Here is a 17,129-nt window from a genome sequence, read left to right on the forward strand (position 1 = left end):
ATTCTGTTTCTTTTTCACAATGCCCTTAGTAATTTGGTTAATCTAACCAAAGAAGCTAGAACCCACTTTTTTCTCTTGCTTTTTGAGTATCTCTAATATTTTTCTGAACCGTGATTGCTGCAAATATACTAAGAACGAATGACATTCCATAAAATCCTTTTTCACTTAATATAATACTTCCAGCATTATATAAACCAATTGCTATTAATGCGATTGCTATGACTAATGCAAGCCAACTAATGCCATAGTAAATATTCGTAACCGGTACCCCTTCTTCTTTGTCCCTGACAGCTTTTTGTAAGGAGACTGCAGCATATAAACCAAAGACTAAAACGGCAAAATAATAACCTTTTTCATTCAACTCCATGCCTGCATTAAACAAACCAATAAAGTAAGCAGATACACCAATTAACAGTGCAGCCCATGAAGCCCCTTTAAATGCAGCAGTTGGCTCACCTTCCACACGTGGTATTTCCGGTCTGGTTTTCTCAGTCTCATCTTTTTCCATTAATACTTCTTTCAGGTCAGACATCACTTTTCCCCCTTGTAAAATCAAAAGTAATTTACTATTAATGTTGACTTCATGATAATAATAGATAATTCGATAATAACATAATAGTTTAATAATTATTATGGGGATTTCTACCCATAAACGGTAAATTCGTATAGTTTATCTGTAAAACACTAAGGTGATTGTATAATTCGGAATATTTGTTAGAATAAAGAAGGTGAAATAGTTTGAGTAACATGTGTCATAATAACTAAAAATTTTGGACAATCTGCTTCATTTGGAGAGGAAAAGTTGCAATTAGGAGATCCTGAGAGGGAAAATTATCCGTTTGATAAAAAGAAAACGATAAGTTCAATTCTATTTCAAATTGAACCTATCGTAACAAATTCATAAGCTTGGGTTAATGTTTAGTCTTTAACCAACTAGTGAACCTTTTCTATTTATCGTTGTTCCTGGATAATAAAAGCATCAGGAACGTAACGCTTTACTTTAGCAAGATGGTTTTCTGCATTATCTCGGTTCTCAAATGCTCCTGCTTGCACCCTATACCAAACTTTTCCGGAAATAGTAATGGAGTCAACAAAAGAATTGATATTTTCTTTCTTAAGAAAAGCTACACGACCTTCCGCATTATTTTTAGCTTGGAAAGATCCAGCAATAATACGGTATATGGAAGTTGGGGAAGGGGATGGACTAGATTCCTTTCGTTTAAGGTTGAATGCACGAGCAATACCATTCACATGCCCTTGGGCAACCGTTTGTCTCCAAGAGGCATCACGCATTAATGCAGCATCCTGAGCATTATCGATAAAACCATTTTCCGATAAAATAGCAGGCATAGAAGATTCACGCAAGACATGGAAATTAGCTTTTTTCTTACCACGGTTTTGTAGTCTGTTGACACTAGTTATTTCTTCATGAAGAATATTTCGGTATTTTGCTGTTTGGGAGGAGTCAGATAGAGCGCTATGAATGTAATCCTCATAGCCACGTGCAGATCCATTAAATGAATTACAATGAATGGATACAAAATAATCAGCACCCCATGCATTTGCTTCATTGGTACGTTGATTTAAGCTTTTAGTCGCATCACTAGTTCTACTCATTTTGACAGAAACATTCTCATACTGATTGGTTATGAGATTTCGAATCTTTAACGCTATATCGAGATTAATATCCTTTTCTTTTAAGCCATTTCCTTGTGCACCGGGGTCTGTTCCACCATGACCGGGATCAAGGTATAATTTCATTTCTTTCCCTCCTTGTTCATAAATTATCTTACGTGATAGTTTATTCTTCATTTTAAGTAGCTATTGGACAAACATCTTGACTTTTGCTAATTTCCACGATTGTTCTAGGATATTAATCTAATCGTATAAGTACGAAAGGTAGAAAGGTAGATAAAGAGAGAATGAAAATTATTGATACATATCGTTCTTTTCCAGATAATCCAACATTATCAAGTTTAAGAGCGTATTATAATAATTTCCCAGATATCTTTGAGTTTTATTTTCAGGTTCATTGTAAGAATACAGATGATAGGTTAAATCAAGCCATTCGAATGTACTCCTCTGATTGGGATTCTATTAAGGAGGTGCATGATTGTATTGGTAATCTGATAGAGATTGTAGTTCAAGGATACCAATCTAACTATCAACTTCAATTTCCAATTGCTGTGAACCTAATTGTCGGTGCATACGGTTCTAATGGCTATACGAATCATCAAATTATCCCAGATATAACGTTGGCAATCGAACGATTAGAGCCTGAGGAGGATTCTTTGAAAGTACTTATTGCACATGAGTTTGGTCATGCTGCACATCATATCATTTCTAATAATCATCAAATGGATTGGAAGTCTGTTCAGTGGGACCATCCATATACCTGGTTATTACAGGAAGGTACTGCAACTCATTTTTCGAAGCAAATTGTCCGACTTTTAAAAGAGTCTATTTATTTTTCTTATGATAATGATGGGGACGAGTGGTTGAAATTTGCTAAGAATAATAAACAAGAAATAATAAAAAGGTTTACTAGTGATCTATTAAGTAAGGAAAACAATCAAGAAATCTTCAAAGAGTGGTTTTCCATTCATGGTGGAACCACATTTGGTTTCTCACGGCTTGGATACTTTTTAGCAGATGCCATGTTTCAAGATTTTGTTAAAGAGATTGGAGAAATAAATACATTGCTTTTGTGGAAGGAAGATAACTTCTTCCAAATTGTAGAAGAATGGTTGAACAAAAACAGGGAATAGATTGGAGGATTTTAAATGTCTTATTCATGGAAAACGCGTACTCCAACTATCGAAAAATTCGTATTAACTATACAAGCTAAGATAAATGAAATTTGTAACCATACCATCGTTGGTATCTACCTTCATGGTTCTTTGACAATGGGAGGTTTTAATCCAGGACGAAGTGATATAGATATATTGGTAGTTACAAATGAACCAGTGTCAGGAATAACGAAAAAGAAATTAGCACAGCTTTTTGTTTTCCATTCTAATTCTCCTTATCCAATTGAAATTAGCTTTCTAAATACGAATCAACTACAAAAATGGCAACATCCATGTCCATTTGATTTTCATTATAGTGAGTATTGGAGAGAAAGGTATGAAAGCGATTTAGATAAGGGTACTGCTAAATTCATAAATGATGCAATACATGTGGACCCGGATTTAGCAGCTCACATTACAGTTTTGAATCACCGTGGGATATGTATGGAAGGAAAGCCAATTGCTGAAGTATTTCCTTCTATACCTAAAGAAGATTATATATCTTCTATTATGGGAGATTTTGAAGATTGCTTGGAGAATATTGTTGCAGATCCTATTTATTGCATATTAAACATGCTTCGTGTGTATTGGTATCTGAAAGATGGTGTAATCTCTTCTAAACAAGAAGCCGGAGAATGGGGGATGGAGATTTTACCAACTGAGCTGAAAATAACTATACAAAAAATTGTTAATGATTATTCTAGTAGAACAGATATTAGCAGAATCCATGAGACGGAACTTCTTAGGATAAAGAATTATGTTATAGGGGAAATGAAAAAGTTAACTATTACATAATATAAACAGTAACGAGGGGGAAACAGTATGTGGAAGCAAAGATTAATAGAAACAAATAGAGGGATATTTGAGTTATTCGAAAAGGGTGAGGGAGAGCCACTTGCTGTAACGCATCATTATAGTGCATATAATGAGAAGGGGAATTCATTTGCTAATCCTTTTACCAATCATTATCATGTATACCTCATTAATTTGAGGGGGGCTGGAAACTCTGAACAAGCTAAAAATGAGAACGAATATAGTATGGATAATGCTGTGTTAGATATGGAAGCAATCCGCGAAGCACTTGGAATTAAGAAATGGGGTTTTGCAGGACATTCAACAGGTGGCATGCTCGCATTAAAGTATGCAATTATACGTATGGAATCATTAACTAAAATCATTGCTGGTGGGGCAGCTGCTAGCTTTGAATACGGAGCAGATCCAGACTCTATTTACTGCAGTAAGAATCCGAATTTTAATAGAATAGTAGAAATTATGAATTTGTTAGAAGAGCCTACAACACCAATTGAAGAACGAAGAAAAATAGGATATGAATGGGCGCTAATGTCTTATCACTCAGAGGAAAAGCTTCAAGAATCTATGAAGAAGCCGAATAGTGGCAAGACAGTAGGGCCAAGATTAGATTATTTTAGAAAAGTAGAGTATCCAACGTATGATATCCGGGAAGAAATAAAATACATTTCAATCCCAAGTTATATTTACACTGGAAAATATGATTCCCAATGCCCAATGAAATTTGGTGTTGAGATAGCAGAATTAATCCCAAGTGCTTCGTTAACTATATTTGAGGAGAGTAATCATAATCCTTTTTCAGAGCAAGAAGAGAAGTTTGCAGAATTTGTTTTACAAACTCTATAAAAGATGGGGAGAACAAAATCAAATTTGATACATATAGACCCATTTTGTCATCTAGACTCCTTACACACTTGAGTAATTTTTAATTTTCTTTTGGCCAAACTATACAATAACATTGACTATATTGTGGCTCAGGAATAAAATGTTTACTACAGGAAACATTTTAATAATTATTCTAAAGTAATTTATTAAGGAGTTCTTTATCATGATGGATTTTTTTGAGCAATTTAGCCCTACTACACAAGCTTTTATTGCCACATTGTTTACTTGGGGGATGACAGCTCTAGGTGCAGCATTAGTTTTTGCTACGAAAACCTTAAATCAAAAATTATTAGATGGTATGCTGGGATTTGCAGGTGGTGTCATGATCGCTGCTAGTTACTGGTCACTTTTAGCACCTTCCATTGAAATGTCAGAAAACAATGCGATAGCATCTTGGTTTCCAGCAGCATTTGGTTTTTTATTAGGAGGATTCTTTTTATGGGGAATCGATAAAGTGTTACCTCATTTACATCCTAATACACCAATTGGCAAAGCGGAAGGACGTCGTCACCATCAGCAAAAAAGAAGTACATTATTGGTGCTTGCCATCACCCTTCATAATATACCTGAAGGGTTAGCGGTTGGGATTGCCTTTGGGGCTCTTGCAAATGCTGGACCAGAAGCATCTTTAGCAGGCGCAATTACATTAGCACTTGGAATCGGAATTCAGAACTTCCCTGAAGGTGTCGCGGTATCAATGCCACTCCGTGCAGAGGGAATGTCTCGAGGAAAAAGCTTCATGTACGGACAATTCTCTGGAATGGTTGAACCAATTGCGGCAGTAATAGGGGCAATCGCGGTATCATTTATCGAACCACTACTGCCATATGCACTAAGTTTTGCAGCTGGTGCCATGATCTTTGTAGTTGTTGAGGAAGTAATTCCAAGCTCACATGAAAAAGGGAATAAAGATTTAGCCACGATGTGTTTAATGATTGGGTTTGTTTTGATGATGATCTTGGATGTAGCTTTCGGTTAAAAAGTCTTAAGGACGCTCAAGTTTGGGTCTGAAAATTAAATTAGGTTAAAGTGAAATAATGCTATACTACAAAATAGATCTTCTAGATAATGGAAGGTCTATTTTTTTTCGTTATCTTCAACAAGAAACGTTAACAGAGTCTTTTGATAAATGTTGTAACTTTTATCAAAGTCATCCGTTGATTAAGTAAATAGAAAAATAATAGATTGAGAGGATATGAGGTCATGGACCTGCAGATAAGGAAAGGGCAGATTAATGATTGGTATCGTGAATATAGCAATGATGTGTATAATTATGTTTATTTTTTAATAAGTGATCACGAGCATGCCAAAGATATTCTCCAAGAAACTTTTCTGCGTGCTTACAGCAGCATTGATTCTTTCAGGGGTGAAAATGTTAGAGGCTGGCTATTCCGGATTGCAAGAAATCTTACTATTGATGATATACGAAAGAAGAAACCGATTGCCTATTTCTTAGATTCCATTCCAGTTATTAAAGCAGCTGATTATACACCAGAGCAATTTGCGATACTTAATGAATCAGAACAGGAGCTTTATCTGGCGCTGAGTAAATTGAAGCTTGCTTATCGGGACGTTATTGTGTTGCGAAAGATTAAGGAGTTTTCTATTCATGAGACAGCGGCAATTCTTGGATGGACTGAAAATAAGGTGAAAGTAAATTTATTTAGGGGCATGAAAGCTCTTCGAAAAGAATTGGAAAAGGAGAATTTTAGCCATGAGACAATATGATGATTTGAATCCAGGGTTAAAATCGTTGAATCAGAGATTTGTGCTGCCAGAACAAGAACAATCCAAAATTTTATCAGAGATTAATTTGAATATGAATAAACCACAAAAAAAACGTACACCGTTTCAATGGAAGTATTATGTAGCTTCAGCTATGGCGGTGTTATTATTAGTAATCATTGCGCTTCCTTTATTAAATGGGAACCTAGATCTTACAAGTGATAATAGAACTGAAATAACACAAGGAATTTCAGAGGAAAATTCCATATCAACAGTTGCCGAAGACTCAGAAGAAGTGAGATATACTTTTAATGTTAAAAACAATCTTCCCTATGATATATACTCGATGACTTTAGAAGTTTATCAAAATGGAAAACTAATCGCTTCACCTACTAGTTTGTATGCTGATGGGTCCCCAATTAAAAAGGGAGATGTCTTCGATTTTCAGTTTTTAGAACATGATGGACTTGAAACTGGGCAAGCTGAATTAGAATTATTTGTTGCAGTAGAACCTCCGAATAATGGGGCAGAAGAGATTTATATAGCACCTAAGATATCCATACAAGTTACCAATCAAAAAGAATATGAATTTGAACTTAATGGAAATTCATTGAGTAAATACATCAATATTAAAAAGATGGGTACAAGTTTGCCAAGTGATATACCTAATTTTGTCCTAGATAGTGATTTCATGGGAATTGATTGGAACCATAAAGCGGAAAGGCTTAACCATAATATTATCGGAAATCAAAATAAATCGGGTATTATAGGTGCTGAAATGCCTAGCTTAGATGGACAAAAATGGATGTGGTATCTTTGGGGAGTTAATAATCCAACAAATACAAAATTAACTGTAGTCGGTTATCATAAAGATACAGAAACTGTTCATCAAATTCTAACAACTGGTTGGACAATTGAACTGGGAGGAGAAAATAATGGTGCGGATGCCCATATACCATCAAGTGTAAAAGTACCAGAACAAGGAGAATGGGCATTTCTTCTTTATACAAATGAAGAACTGTTTGATATTATAATTTTGGAAATCAATGAATAGTTTTATATTAAATCTGAAGCAGAAAACGTTGGAATAATTATTCCAACGTTTTCTGTTACTAGTGTCTTTTTGTATTGATTGCTAATCAGCGCATCTGACTTATATACTCTTTATTTACTTAATCAATCGCAATCGAAACTAACTTCTTCTCCAAAAATTCATCCATTCCGTGATGTCCGCCCTCTTTACCGCCACTACCAGATTGCTTAATTCCACCAAATGGCGCTTCTGGAACAGATGGGAAGACATCATTCACGCCAACCATACCGTAGTCTAATTTTTCCGCAACACGTAACGTGCGCGCAGTGTTTTGAGTGAAAATATATGCAGCCAATCCATAATCCGTATCATTGGCTTTTTTTATTACCTCATCTTCGTCTGTAAAGGTTTGGATCGGGAAAAGTGGTCCAAATGTTTCCTCATTCATAACAACCATATCATCCGTTGCGTGTTTAACAATGGTTGGAGGGCAGAAGTAACCTTTTAACTCGCCGTCCCATTTGTTTCCACCAGATACAATTTGAGCGCCTTTTTCTAGTGCATCTGCTAAATGAGCTTCTACTTTTTCACGAGCTTGCTCACTTATAAGTGGTCCAAGTTCTATTCCGTCTTCTAGCCCAGAGCCAACTTTCATCTTCTCTAGCTTTTCTTTTAATAAAGCAGTAAATTCATCTGCAATCGATTTGTGAACATATAAACGGTTCGCACAAATGCAAGTTTGCCCGTTGTTTCGGAATTTACTTGCGATAGACAATGTCGTAGCTTTGTCCAAATCAGCATCTTCAAAAGCAATAATTGGAGCATGACCGCCAAGTTCAAGCGATACTTTCTTCATCTGATCACTAGCTTCACGCATTAAGTATTTTCCGACAGCAGTAGAGCCAGTGAATGTTATAAGTTTAACATCTTTATTCGTAAGCATTTCTTTTCCGATTGCCTGTGCATCTCCGGTTACAAGGTTCACTACACCTGGAGGCATGCCGGCTTCCTCGAATATCTTCACAATTTCAATAGCTGATAGAGGAGTCTCAGGTGATGGTTTTAACACGGTAGTACAACCAGCAGCAAGTGCAGGACCTAATTTACGGGTAATCATGGATGAAGGGAAATTCCAAGGTGTGATTGCACCCACTACGCCGATTGGTTTTGGAATGACTAACATTCGCTTATGCTTAACTGAAGAAGGGATCCACTCCCCATAACCGCGAGAAGCTTCTTCTGCATACCAAAGTAAAAATCCTGCTGCACCTTTTACTTCGCCAATAGCTTCGTTCAATGGTTTTCCTTGTTCTTTTGTAAGAATTCCACCAAGACGTTTTGCATCTTTTCGCATTAGCTCTGCAGCTTTGTATAAGATACGTGAACGATGACGGCCAGTCATTTCACTCCATGCAGGGAATGCATGAGACGCAGCTTCAATCGCATCACGCGTTTCTTGTTGTCCGCCCAAAGCTACATCTGTAATGGGCTCTAGGGTTGCTGGGTTATAAACAGTTTGTGTTTTTGATTCGTCAACTTCACGCCATTCTCCATGAATGTAAATACTTTTCGTTAATGTTGAAATCATTTTCCATCCTCCCCAAAATTCTATTCGTATTACTATAAGTAAGCATAACGCACCTGCATTATTCTATCAATTTGCAGGTGCGATTTTAATCCGTTCAATTAAACTAATTCTTTATTCGGGTTCCATGCTGGTAGCATATTGTTTAAGGGCTTGTCGGTACGATAACCAAGGACATATTCTGCCTGCATGACCGTATGAATTTCACGCGTTCCTTCATAAATAACTGGAGCTTTAGAATTACGTAGGTAACGCTCCACTGGATACTCATCCGAATAACCGTAAGCACCATGGATTTGCATGGCATCATCTGCTGCTTTATTGGCAAAATCACAAGCCTGCCATTTTGCCAGAGATGTTTCTCTCGTGTTACGCTTTCCTTCATTCTTTAATTCTCCGGCACGATACACAAGCAGGCGGCTCATTTGCAGACCAGCTTCCATCTTTGCAATCATTTGTTGAACTAACTGGTGGCGACCAATTGATTTGCCAAAAGTTTCACGCTCATGGCAGTACTTTACACTTGATTCGATACAAGCCATGATTTGACCAACTGCACCAGCAGCAACTGTGAAGCGGCCGTTATCGAGTGCAGACATCGCGATTTTGAATCCTTCTCCTTCTTCACCAAGTAAGTTTTCAGCAGGAACTTTTACATTGTCAAAGAATAGCTCACCAGTATTACCAGAGCGAATACCATGTTTTCCTTTAATCGCTTTTGAAGAAAAACCATCCCATGTTCTATCAACGATAAAGGCAGAAATACCGTGATGTTTTTTTGATTTATCTGTATAAGCGAACACTAGGAAATGGTCAGCAACATCACAAAGGGAAATCCAAGTCTTAGAGCCATTCAAAATATAATGATCGCCATCTTTAACTGCTGTTGATTGTAAGGCAGCTACGTCAGAACCAGCACCTGGCTCTGTTAATCCGAAAGCACCAATTTTACTTCCTTCTGCTTGAGGGGTTAGGTATTTTTGTTTTTGTTCTTCATTTCCCCATTGCAATAGAGTCATAGAGTTTAATCCTGTATGAACAGAAACGGCAGTACGGAATGCTGTATCCCCACGTTCTAACTCCTCACACACAATGGCGAGGGCATTATAATCCATCCCACTACCACCGTATTCCTCAGGGATACAAACTCCCATTAGTCCAAGATTAGCTAACTTATTATAAATAGTAGGGTCGAATTGTCCTTCACGATCCCAATCCGTGATAAAGGGCATTATCTCTTTATCTACAAAACTTCTCACAGTATCCCGTAACATATTCTGTTCTTCTGTAAAATTAAAATTCATTTGTCATCTCTCCTATTAGTTTATATTAGATTTATGAATAGAATGTAAGATTTCCTCATTATGCTCGCCTGGGTTTGGAGGGTGATGTCTTAAGGTTGTTGGAGTCCGGGAAAGTTTTAGTGGACTACCAATCATTTTGATCAGACCAGCTGTTGGATGCCCCACTTCTAGGAACATCTCTCGAGCATGTAGTTGAGGATCTTTGGTTACTTCTTCTATATTCTGAATCGGGCCACAAGGAATATTGTTCTCATGACATTTATCCAGCCAGTAACTTGTTGGCTTTGTTAGTAAAATTTCTTGGATGAGTGGAATGATTATATCCCGATTTTCAACACGAGCAGGATTTGTTTTAAAACGTTCATCCTCACTATAGTGATCTTTCCCTAAAATTGAACAAAAAGCTTTGAACTGATTGTCATTTCCAACAGCAACCACCATTTCCCCATCCATCGTATTAAATGTTTGGTATGGGACAATATTGGCATGATGGTTACCTAGTCGGGAAGGGATTTTTTCTGACATCAGGTAATTACTTCCGATATTAACTAGTGCACTGATAGCAGTATCGTAGAGAGAGAGGTCCAGCTTCTGTCCTTTGCCGGATTGCTCTCGTTCTAGTAGTGCGGCTTGAATACCAATTGCCGCATACAATCCTGTTAAAATATCAGTAATTGCTACACCAACTTTTTGCGGACCGGATTGTTCATCACCTGTTATACTCATCAACCCACTCATTCCTTGGATAATAAAATCATATCCAGGTAAATCCTTATATGGACCTGTTTCCCCAAAACCAGTAATAGAACAGAAAACGATTCCCGGATTGATTTTGGAAAGCTGTTCATAATCAATTCCGAAGCGCTCCATCGTTCCAGTTTTGAAGTTATGAATAACAACATCTGATTCTTTAACAAGACTTTTAATCGTTTCAATGCTTTCTTGTGACTTTAAGTTGAGCGTGATACTTTTTTTATTTCGGTTTGCGCAAAGATAATAGGCACTTATGTCATTCTGGAATGGTGGTCCCCATTTTCGAGTTTCATCACTGCCACCAGGTGCTTCCACTTTGATAACCTCAGCACCGAGATCCCCAAGAATCATCGTGCAATAAGGGCCAGCAAGTACCCGAGTTAAATCAAGAACTCTTATATTCTCTAAAGCTCCTGACACGGCTTCACTCCTTTCTTAAAATTTGCATTAAAAAAGCCAATCCAAAATGAACACAGCTAATTGCTGTAATCCATAATGAACTGGCTTGAGGCTTGTTGATACAGATCAGGATTTGAACTGTGAACAAGCTAGGCAGTAAGTTAAATGATTTAATTTAAGGAAAGGTCATGTGGGATAGTGATGCAATCACTTTAACATGACTCTTTATTACAGTTTAATGTATTCTGAAAAATTTGTAAATAGGTATTGTGTAAATTTGATCAGGTGATTATCGGCTGGGAGAGTAACTATCCGCCATTCCTCAGAAATATCGGCCAGGAAAAATAACTATCCGCCATTCCTCAGAAATATCGGCCAGGAAAGGTAATTATCCGCCGTTCCTCAGAAATATCGGCCAGGAAAGGTAATTATCAGCCATTACTCAGAAATATCGGCCAGGAAAAGAAACTATCCGCCATACCTCAGAAATATCGGCCAGGAAAGGTAACTATCCGCCATTCCTCAGAAATATCGGCCAGAAAAGGTAACTATCCGCCATTCCACAGAAATATCGGCCAGGGAAAGAAACTATCCGCCATTCCACAGAAATATCGGCCAGGGAAAGAAACTATCCGCCATACCTCAGAAATATCGGCCAGGAAAAGTAAACATCAGCCATAAACTAACATAGCAAAAAAAACGAGAGCTAGTGCTCCCGTTCTACATTATTTTGCTGCTTTTTCAAGCTTTGAAATCATCTTAATAGCTTTACCAGTACCAATCGCAACAGATTCTAAAGGATTTGGTGCTAAATGAACTGGTACAGATAGTTCATTTGCAAGCCATTCTTGCATACCTTTTAATAAGGAACCACCGCCAGTAATGACTATTCCGTGATCAACGATGTCACCACTTAGTTCAGGCGGACAATTTTCTAGTGTTACACGGATTGCATGTAAGATACGTTCAAGAGATTCTTTAATTGCTTCATATACCTCATGGGAAGAGATAGAGATTGTTTTTGGTAAACCAGTAACCATATCTCGACCACGAATATCTACAAACTCTTCTTTATGATTAGGATGTGCATGACCGATTTCCATTTTTACATTTTCAGCAGTACGTTCACCAATTAAAATATTGTATTTCTTGCGGATGTACTGAATAATTTCATCATCCATCTTATCTCCACCAACTCTAACAGAACTAGAAGATACTACTCCACCAAGAGAAATAATTCCTATTTCTGCGGTACCTCCACCGATATCAACAATCACGTTAGCAATTGGTTCGTCAACTGGTAGGTCTGCGCCAATCGCTGCTGCTACAGGTTCTTCAATTAAATGAACGTTTTTGGCACCATAGCTTGTTACTGCATTATGAATAGCTCGTCTTTCAACGGTTGTACTACCAGATGGTGTACAAACAACAACATTTGGCTTACGCATGGACATGCCGAGTATTTTACTAACTTTTCTTAGGAAAGCTTTTAACATTTGTGCAGTTATTTCATAGTCCGCAATAACACCATCTCGTAACGGACGAATCGGTACAATATTTCGTGGAGTTTTACCAATCATTTCTTTCGCTTCTTGACCAACTGCTACGACTTGCTTTGTATTAATATCGATTGCTACAACCGATGGTTCATTTAATATAATTCCTTTATTTTTTGAATAAATAAGTATATTTGCAGTTCCTAAATCAATTCCAATTTCTGCATTTGAAAACATAATGAGTTCCTCCAATGATGACAAATAGTAGTCCTACTTATAACGTTCTATTTCGACATAAATTTTATGGGTGTTAAAAGACAATATAATCTTATTATCTACAAGCTAGTTAACATTTATTAGCAATTATTGGGTTAAGTCTAATAAAATAACGCTACTATATAAAATAAGGTATATTTCGTGGGAACTCAAGTTTCAATTGCTTTACATTTTAGATTAATTGTAATAAAACTGGAAAATTCATATGTAAAGAAACATGCGATAATGAAAATAATAGTTGTCGAATTCTTGTAGAAAATGGAATGAAGGAGTGATTCTTCTTGAAAACTAAATACATACGAATAGGATTACTCTTTATATTAATTACAATTTTTGTAATGCCAGGATTCATGTCTGCAGAAAGTAAAGAATTTTTTCAACGGTACTTTTTCAAAGATGGAACTTTTTATAACTATACCGCAACTACCATGGAAGACTATTTTATAATACCAAAAGAAATAGAACATGATTTTTTTGCACAGATAAACTGGAAAGAATTAAATGAACAGGTTTTGGCTTTGAAAGAAGAAAAAGAGATCGAAAAGAGTGAGCCGGATAATCATGTTCCAAAATACAAAAGACAAGAGGCTAAGAAAGAAAAATCAAAAGTAGAAGAGAAACCGACTAAAGAAAACCATCAAAAGCCTAATAAAGGGTCCCAGGAAAAAGTAATTGTCAATCAAGCTGAATATGAACAAGAGGTCCTCAGACTTACTAATATAGAAAGAGAAAAGCAGGGATTAAAGCCATTAAAGCTAGATGAAAAATTAGCTGTAGTTGCACGAGAAAAGTCGCTTGATATGGCATCCAATAGCTATTTTTCACATGATAGTCCAACATACGGTTCGCCCTTTGATATGATGAATCAATTTGGAATAACGTATTACTCAGCAGGTGAAAATATTGCAAAGGGGCAAACTACACCACAAGAAGTTGTCCAGGCTTGGATGGATAGTGAAGGGCATAAGGAAAACATTCTACATTCTGATTTTACTCATATAGGAATTGGCTTTTCCGAGAATGGATTTTATTGGACTCAGCATTTTATTAAACGTCTTGAAAACACAGTTAATCAAGAAGAATTTGAAAAACAAGTAGTGGATTTAACAAATAAGGAGAGGGAAAAGCATGGATTAGCACCATTGTCAGTTGATACAAAGCTTGCCGAATCCGCCCGTACGAAGTCATTAGATATGGCTGAACATGATTATTTTGATCATACAAGTCCAACATATGGTACGCCTTTTGACATGATGGATCAATTCGGTGTTACGTATGATACGGCAGGAGAAAATATAGCAAGAGGCCAATTTACTCCTGAGGAAGTTGTGCAGGCATGGATGAATAGTGAAGGTCATCGTGAAAATATATTAAATGCTAATTATACACATATCGGAGTAGGATTTGTGAAAGAGGATATTGTATGGACACAGCAATTTATTGGAAGGTAGATAAAGGGGACAGTAATTCAATGGATTACTGTCTTTTTTAAAATTATAGTAGTAAGAATTTTATGATAAAATAAATTGTATTGGAGGGATATGATGAAAAAGAACTATGTAATTGCACTATTAAGTTTAACTTGTTTTCTGCTGGCTTACCTTAGCTCATCCCTTTATAAAGATATAAAAGACATGAAAATTGAAGCTGGCATTCACTATAAATATTCAGTAGATGATACTCGTTATTTGCTTACAACAATTATGGAAACGAATATGGAGGAAGCGATACAGACAGAACATGGGAAACAATTTTTATCAAATCTTTATAGTCAATTGTGGGATAAAGTAGAGTTGTTTCATGAATCACCGAATCGTATTAGTGAAGTAGGAAATATGCTTTGGGAGATTGGCGAAGTGTTAGAAAAGTCATCAAAACAAGGAACGATTACAGAAGAGGAAGAATTTTTCATTAAGGAACATGCAAAAATGATAAAATTAATTTTGGTAGACATATACGGATTTGCGGGACAAGATGTTACTTGGTATGACCTTTTTAATGAGAGTGAACGAAGTAAGGAAATTAATAAGAAAATAGATCAACGTATTAATGGGGATTATTAATGTGTGAGGGAAATGCAACTAACCAATTGCGCTTTTCTCAGCTGAAATAGTTGGTTAATAATTGTTCCTTTATCATCAACGAAGTATAATGAATTGTTGGGGGGAACGTTATGTTATTTACAATAAAAATATATACATATTCTGTATTATTAGTATTAGGTAGTATCTTTAAATTACAAAAGGCAAAAAAATTATTCCAGCTGCCAACAACGGTTGAAATAAGAAAAGAGATTTTTGAAACTCCACAGAATGTTTCAGCAAAGGTTTTGAAAAAAGCAGGTACAAGTGTCCATGTCACTGGAAGAGAAAATATTCCAGACGAAGCTGTACTATATGTTGCAAACCATCAAGGAATATTCGATATTTTAGCTTTTCTAGGACACTTAGGAAAACCTATTGGGTTTATTGCCAAAAAGGAAATTAACAAGCTTCCTATCATTCGAACTTGGATGGGACTGTTAAATTGTGTTTTTATAGACCGGACAGACCGCCGTCAGTCTATGAAGGCAATAAATCAAGGAATTGAAAATTTGAAAAATGGGTATTCTCTTGTCGTTTTTCCTGAGGGAACAAGAAGTAAGGGGACAGCGTTAAGTGAATTTAAACCAGGAAGTCTCCGTTTAGCAACAAAAGCTAATGTCCCAATCGTTCCAGTAACAATCTATGGAACGTATAAAATGCTAGAGGAAAATAATGGACAGGTGAAGGGCGCATCAGTAAGTATGATCATCCATGAACCAATTTTTCCAGAGAGTTATCAGTCATTAAAGAGTGCAGAGCTTGCTGAAAATCTTCAGGATATTGTTGCAACTGGCTTGCCACAATAATACGCGAGAAATTAAAGAGGATTTAGTAGTCACCACACGATAGTATACATCCGGGCATATAAAAACAGTGAGGACAAAAGTTACCCCACTGTTTTTTATTAAACATAACATTATCCCTTAAGTAACGAAGCATACTAGAAATATGATTTTATGTTCTTTTAGAATTTGAGGTGAATTCATGTGGTTCAAGGTACAGTGAATTTAAACACGCAATTAGACAGAGAATGGATACAAGAGTATGTGGATGATTGGGTTCGGTTTTACCGTAAGGCAACAAAAGAAGGAAAAGTGGCCACGTATATTCCTGTATTGGCAGAGGCAAACCCAGAACATCTTGGGATTTCCATACATGGGAAAAATGGTATGGTAATTAGCTCCGGAGATGTTGATGTTGTTTTTACAATACAAAGTATATCGAAAGTACTTACATTTATTGTTGCTTGTATGGAAAGAGGAGTTAGTTATGTACTAGACAGAGTAGATGTAGAACCAACGGGTGAAGCATTTAACTCGATTATGCATTTAGAGATGAAAAGTTTAAACAAACCTTTTAATCCATTTGTAAATGCAGGTGCCATCACGGTTACATCTATGTTGGAAGGGAAAAATTCTCAAGAAAAACTAAACCCTGTTTTTGATTTATTGGAGAAAATAGTTGGCTATCGTCCAATCATCAATCAACAGGTATTTAAATCAGAAGATGAGACTTCCGCCAGAAATCGGGCAATCGGCTATTATTTATTGGAAACTGGTTTATTAGAATCAGATCTCGGAGTAACATTAGAAACCTACTTCAAGCAATGTTCCATTGAAACGACAGTCAATGATTTAGCTAGAATTGGCTTAATTTTGGCGAATGATGGATTAGACCCTGAGAGTGAGGAAGAGATTATCCCACGACAAATTGCTCGAACAACAAAAGCATTAATGCTAACATGTGGGATGTATGATGCATCGGGGAAATTTGCAACGTATGTTGGTATTCCTGCAAAAAGTGGTGTATCGGGTGGGATTGTAGCACTTGCTCCACCAAGGGTCCGACCAATGCAGTTTCCTTTTATTGATGGATGTGGTATTGGGGTTTATGGGCCTGCGCTTGAGGATAGAGGAAATAGTATAGCGGGGATGAAACTGTTAAAGCATATAGCATCACAATGGGATTTAAGTATTTTTTGATTGGGGGA

General features: G+C 36.6%; 15 protein-coding genes and 2 pseudogenes. 11 read left to right on the top strand and 6 right to left on the bottom strand.

All coding sequences use genetic code 11. The features are described 5' to 3' along the window. Nucleotides 1–55 precede the first annotated feature (55 nt). A complete protein-coding gene (gene yiaA / locus K332_RS0114945; protein WP_425414464.1) occupies nucleotides 56–508 on the bottom strand; it encodes an inner membrane protein YiaA in 453 nt (150 codons plus the stop codon). A gap of 443 nt (nucleotides 509–951) precedes the next feature. Next, on the bottom strand, nucleotides 952–1,761 hold the full coding sequence (locus K332_RS0114955) for an N-acetylmuramoyl-L-alanine amidase (protein ID WP_026908193.1): 810 nt from the start codon (nucleotides 1,759–1,761) through the stop codon (nucleotides 952–954). A gap of 161 nt (nucleotides 1,762–1,922) precedes the next feature. Between K332_RS0114955 and K332_RS0114960 the strand changes: the two genes are divergently transcribed. The 6 genes from K332_RS0114960 (at nucleotide 1,923) to K332_RS24520 (ending at nucleotide 7,263) form a co-directional block, all read left to right on the top strand. Next, entirely contained in the window at nucleotides 1,923–2,768 is an 846-nt protein-coding gene (locus tag K332_RS0114960) for a DUF5700 domain-containing putative Zn-dependent protease (RefSeq protein ID WP_026908194.1), read from the top strand. 15 nt (nucleotides 2,769–2,783) lie between these two features. Then, on the top strand, nucleotides 2,784–3,584 hold the full coding sequence (locus K332_RS22645; RefSeq protein ID WP_026908195.1) for an aminoglycoside adenylyltransferase domain-containing protein: 801 nt from the start codon (nucleotides 2,784–2,786) through the stop codon (nucleotides 3,582–3,584). A 27-nt stretch (nucleotides 3,585–3,611) separates the two neighbouring features. Further along, nucleotides 3,612–4,445: an alpha/beta fold hydrolase gene (locus tag K332_RS0114970; RefSeq protein WP_026908196.1), complete on the top strand. Its 834-nt coding sequence runs from the start codon at nucleotides 3,612–3,614 to the stop codon at nucleotides 4,443–4,445. 202 nt (nucleotides 4,446–4,647) lie between these two features. Further along, nucleotides 4,648–5,463 carry a ZIP family metal transporter gene (locus K332_RS0114975; protein ID WP_026908197.1) on the top strand — a complete coding sequence of 272 codons (816 nt, stop codon included), beginning with the start codon at nucleotides 4,648–4,650 and terminating at the stop codon, nucleotides 5,461–5,463. A gap of 224 nt (nucleotides 5,464–5,687) precedes the next feature. Continuing rightward, nucleotides 5,688–6,212, top strand: a complete 525-nt coding sequence (locus K332_RS0114980; protein ID WP_026908198.1) for an RNA polymerase sigma factor — start codon at nucleotides 5,688–5,690, stop codon at nucleotides 6,210–6,212. Beyond that, nucleotides 6,199–7,263 carry a hypothetical protein gene (locus K332_RS24520; RefSeq protein ID WP_051359485.1) on the top strand — a complete coding sequence of 355 codons (1,065 nt, stop codon included), beginning with the start codon at nucleotides 6,199–6,201 and terminating at the stop codon, nucleotides 7,261–7,263. The genes K332_RS0114980 and K332_RS24520 overlap by 14 nt, the downstream gene beginning before the upstream one ends. A 118-nt stretch (nucleotides 7,264–7,381) precedes the next feature. Here the strand turns inward: K332_RS24520 and K332_RS0114990 are convergent, their stop codons facing one another. The 4 genes from K332_RS0114990 to mreBH form a co-directional block, all read right to left on the bottom strand. Continuing rightward, nucleotides 7,382–8,830 (bottom strand): NAD-dependent succinate-semialdehyde dehydrogenase, encoded by a 1,449-nt coding sequence (locus tag K332_RS0114990; RefSeq protein ID WP_026908199.1) that lies wholly within the window; start codon nucleotides 8,828–8,830, stop codon nucleotides 7,382–7,384. 98 nt (nucleotides 8,831–8,928) lie between these two features. Further along, nucleotides 8,929–10,131 carry an acyl-CoA dehydrogenase family protein gene (locus K332_RS0114995; RefSeq protein ID WP_026908200.1) on the bottom strand — a complete coding sequence of 401 codons (1,203 nt, stop codon included), beginning with the start codon at nucleotides 10,129–10,131 and terminating at the stop codon, nucleotides 8,929–8,931. A gap of 15 nt (nucleotides 10,132–10,146) precedes the next feature. Continuing rightward, complete coding sequence (locus tag K332_RS0115000; protein WP_026908201.1) at nucleotides 10,147–11,304, bottom strand: CaiB/BaiF CoA transferase family protein; 1,158 nt, start codon at nucleotides 11,302–11,304, stop codon at nucleotides 10,147–10,149. 704 nt (nucleotides 11,305–12,008) lie between these two features. Continuing rightward, nucleotides 12,009–13,016 carry a rod-share determining protein MreBH gene (mreBH, locus tag K332_RS0115005; protein ID WP_026908202.1) on the bottom strand — a complete coding sequence of 336 codons (1,008 nt, stop codon included), beginning with the start codon at nucleotides 13,014–13,016 and terminating at the stop codon, nucleotides 12,009–12,011. Between the two features lie 725 nt (nucleotides 13,017–13,741). On the opposite strand from mreBH, the pseudogene K332_RS24525 reads away from it, so the two are divergent. The 5 genes and pseudogenes from K332_RS24525 to K332_RS0115025 all read left to right on the top strand — a co-directional run. Then, a pseudogene (locus tag K332_RS24525) lies at nucleotides 13,742–14,110 on the top strand (CAP domain-containing protein); the annotation flags it as partial. A 21-nt stretch (nucleotides 14,111–14,131) separates the two neighbouring features. Next, nucleotides 14,132–14,506: pseudogene (locus K332_RS24530) on the top strand (CAP domain-containing protein); the annotation flags it as partial. A gap of 93 nt (nucleotides 14,507–14,599) precedes the next feature. Then, entirely contained in the window at nucleotides 14,600–15,118 is a 519-nt protein-coding gene (locus K332_RS0115015) for a hypothetical protein (RefSeq protein WP_026908203.1), read from the top strand. A 110-nt stretch (nucleotides 15,119–15,228) separates the two neighbouring features. After that, entirely contained in the window at nucleotides 15,229–15,945 is a 717-nt protein-coding gene (locus K332_RS0115020) for a lysophospholipid acyltransferase family protein (protein WP_026908204.1), read from the top strand. A 180-nt stretch (nucleotides 15,946–16,125) separates the two neighbouring features. Further along, entirely contained in the window at nucleotides 16,126–17,121 is a 996-nt protein-coding gene (locus tag K332_RS0115025; protein ID WP_026908205.1) for a glutaminase, read from the top strand. Nucleotides 17,122–17,129: the final 8 nt, after the last annotated feature.

The sequence above is a fragment of the Paucisalibacillus globulus DSM 18846 genome, from assembly GCF_000482485.1.
GTDB lineage: Bacteria > Bacillota > Bacilli > Bacillales > Amphibacillaceae > Ornithinibacillus > Ornithinibacillus globulus.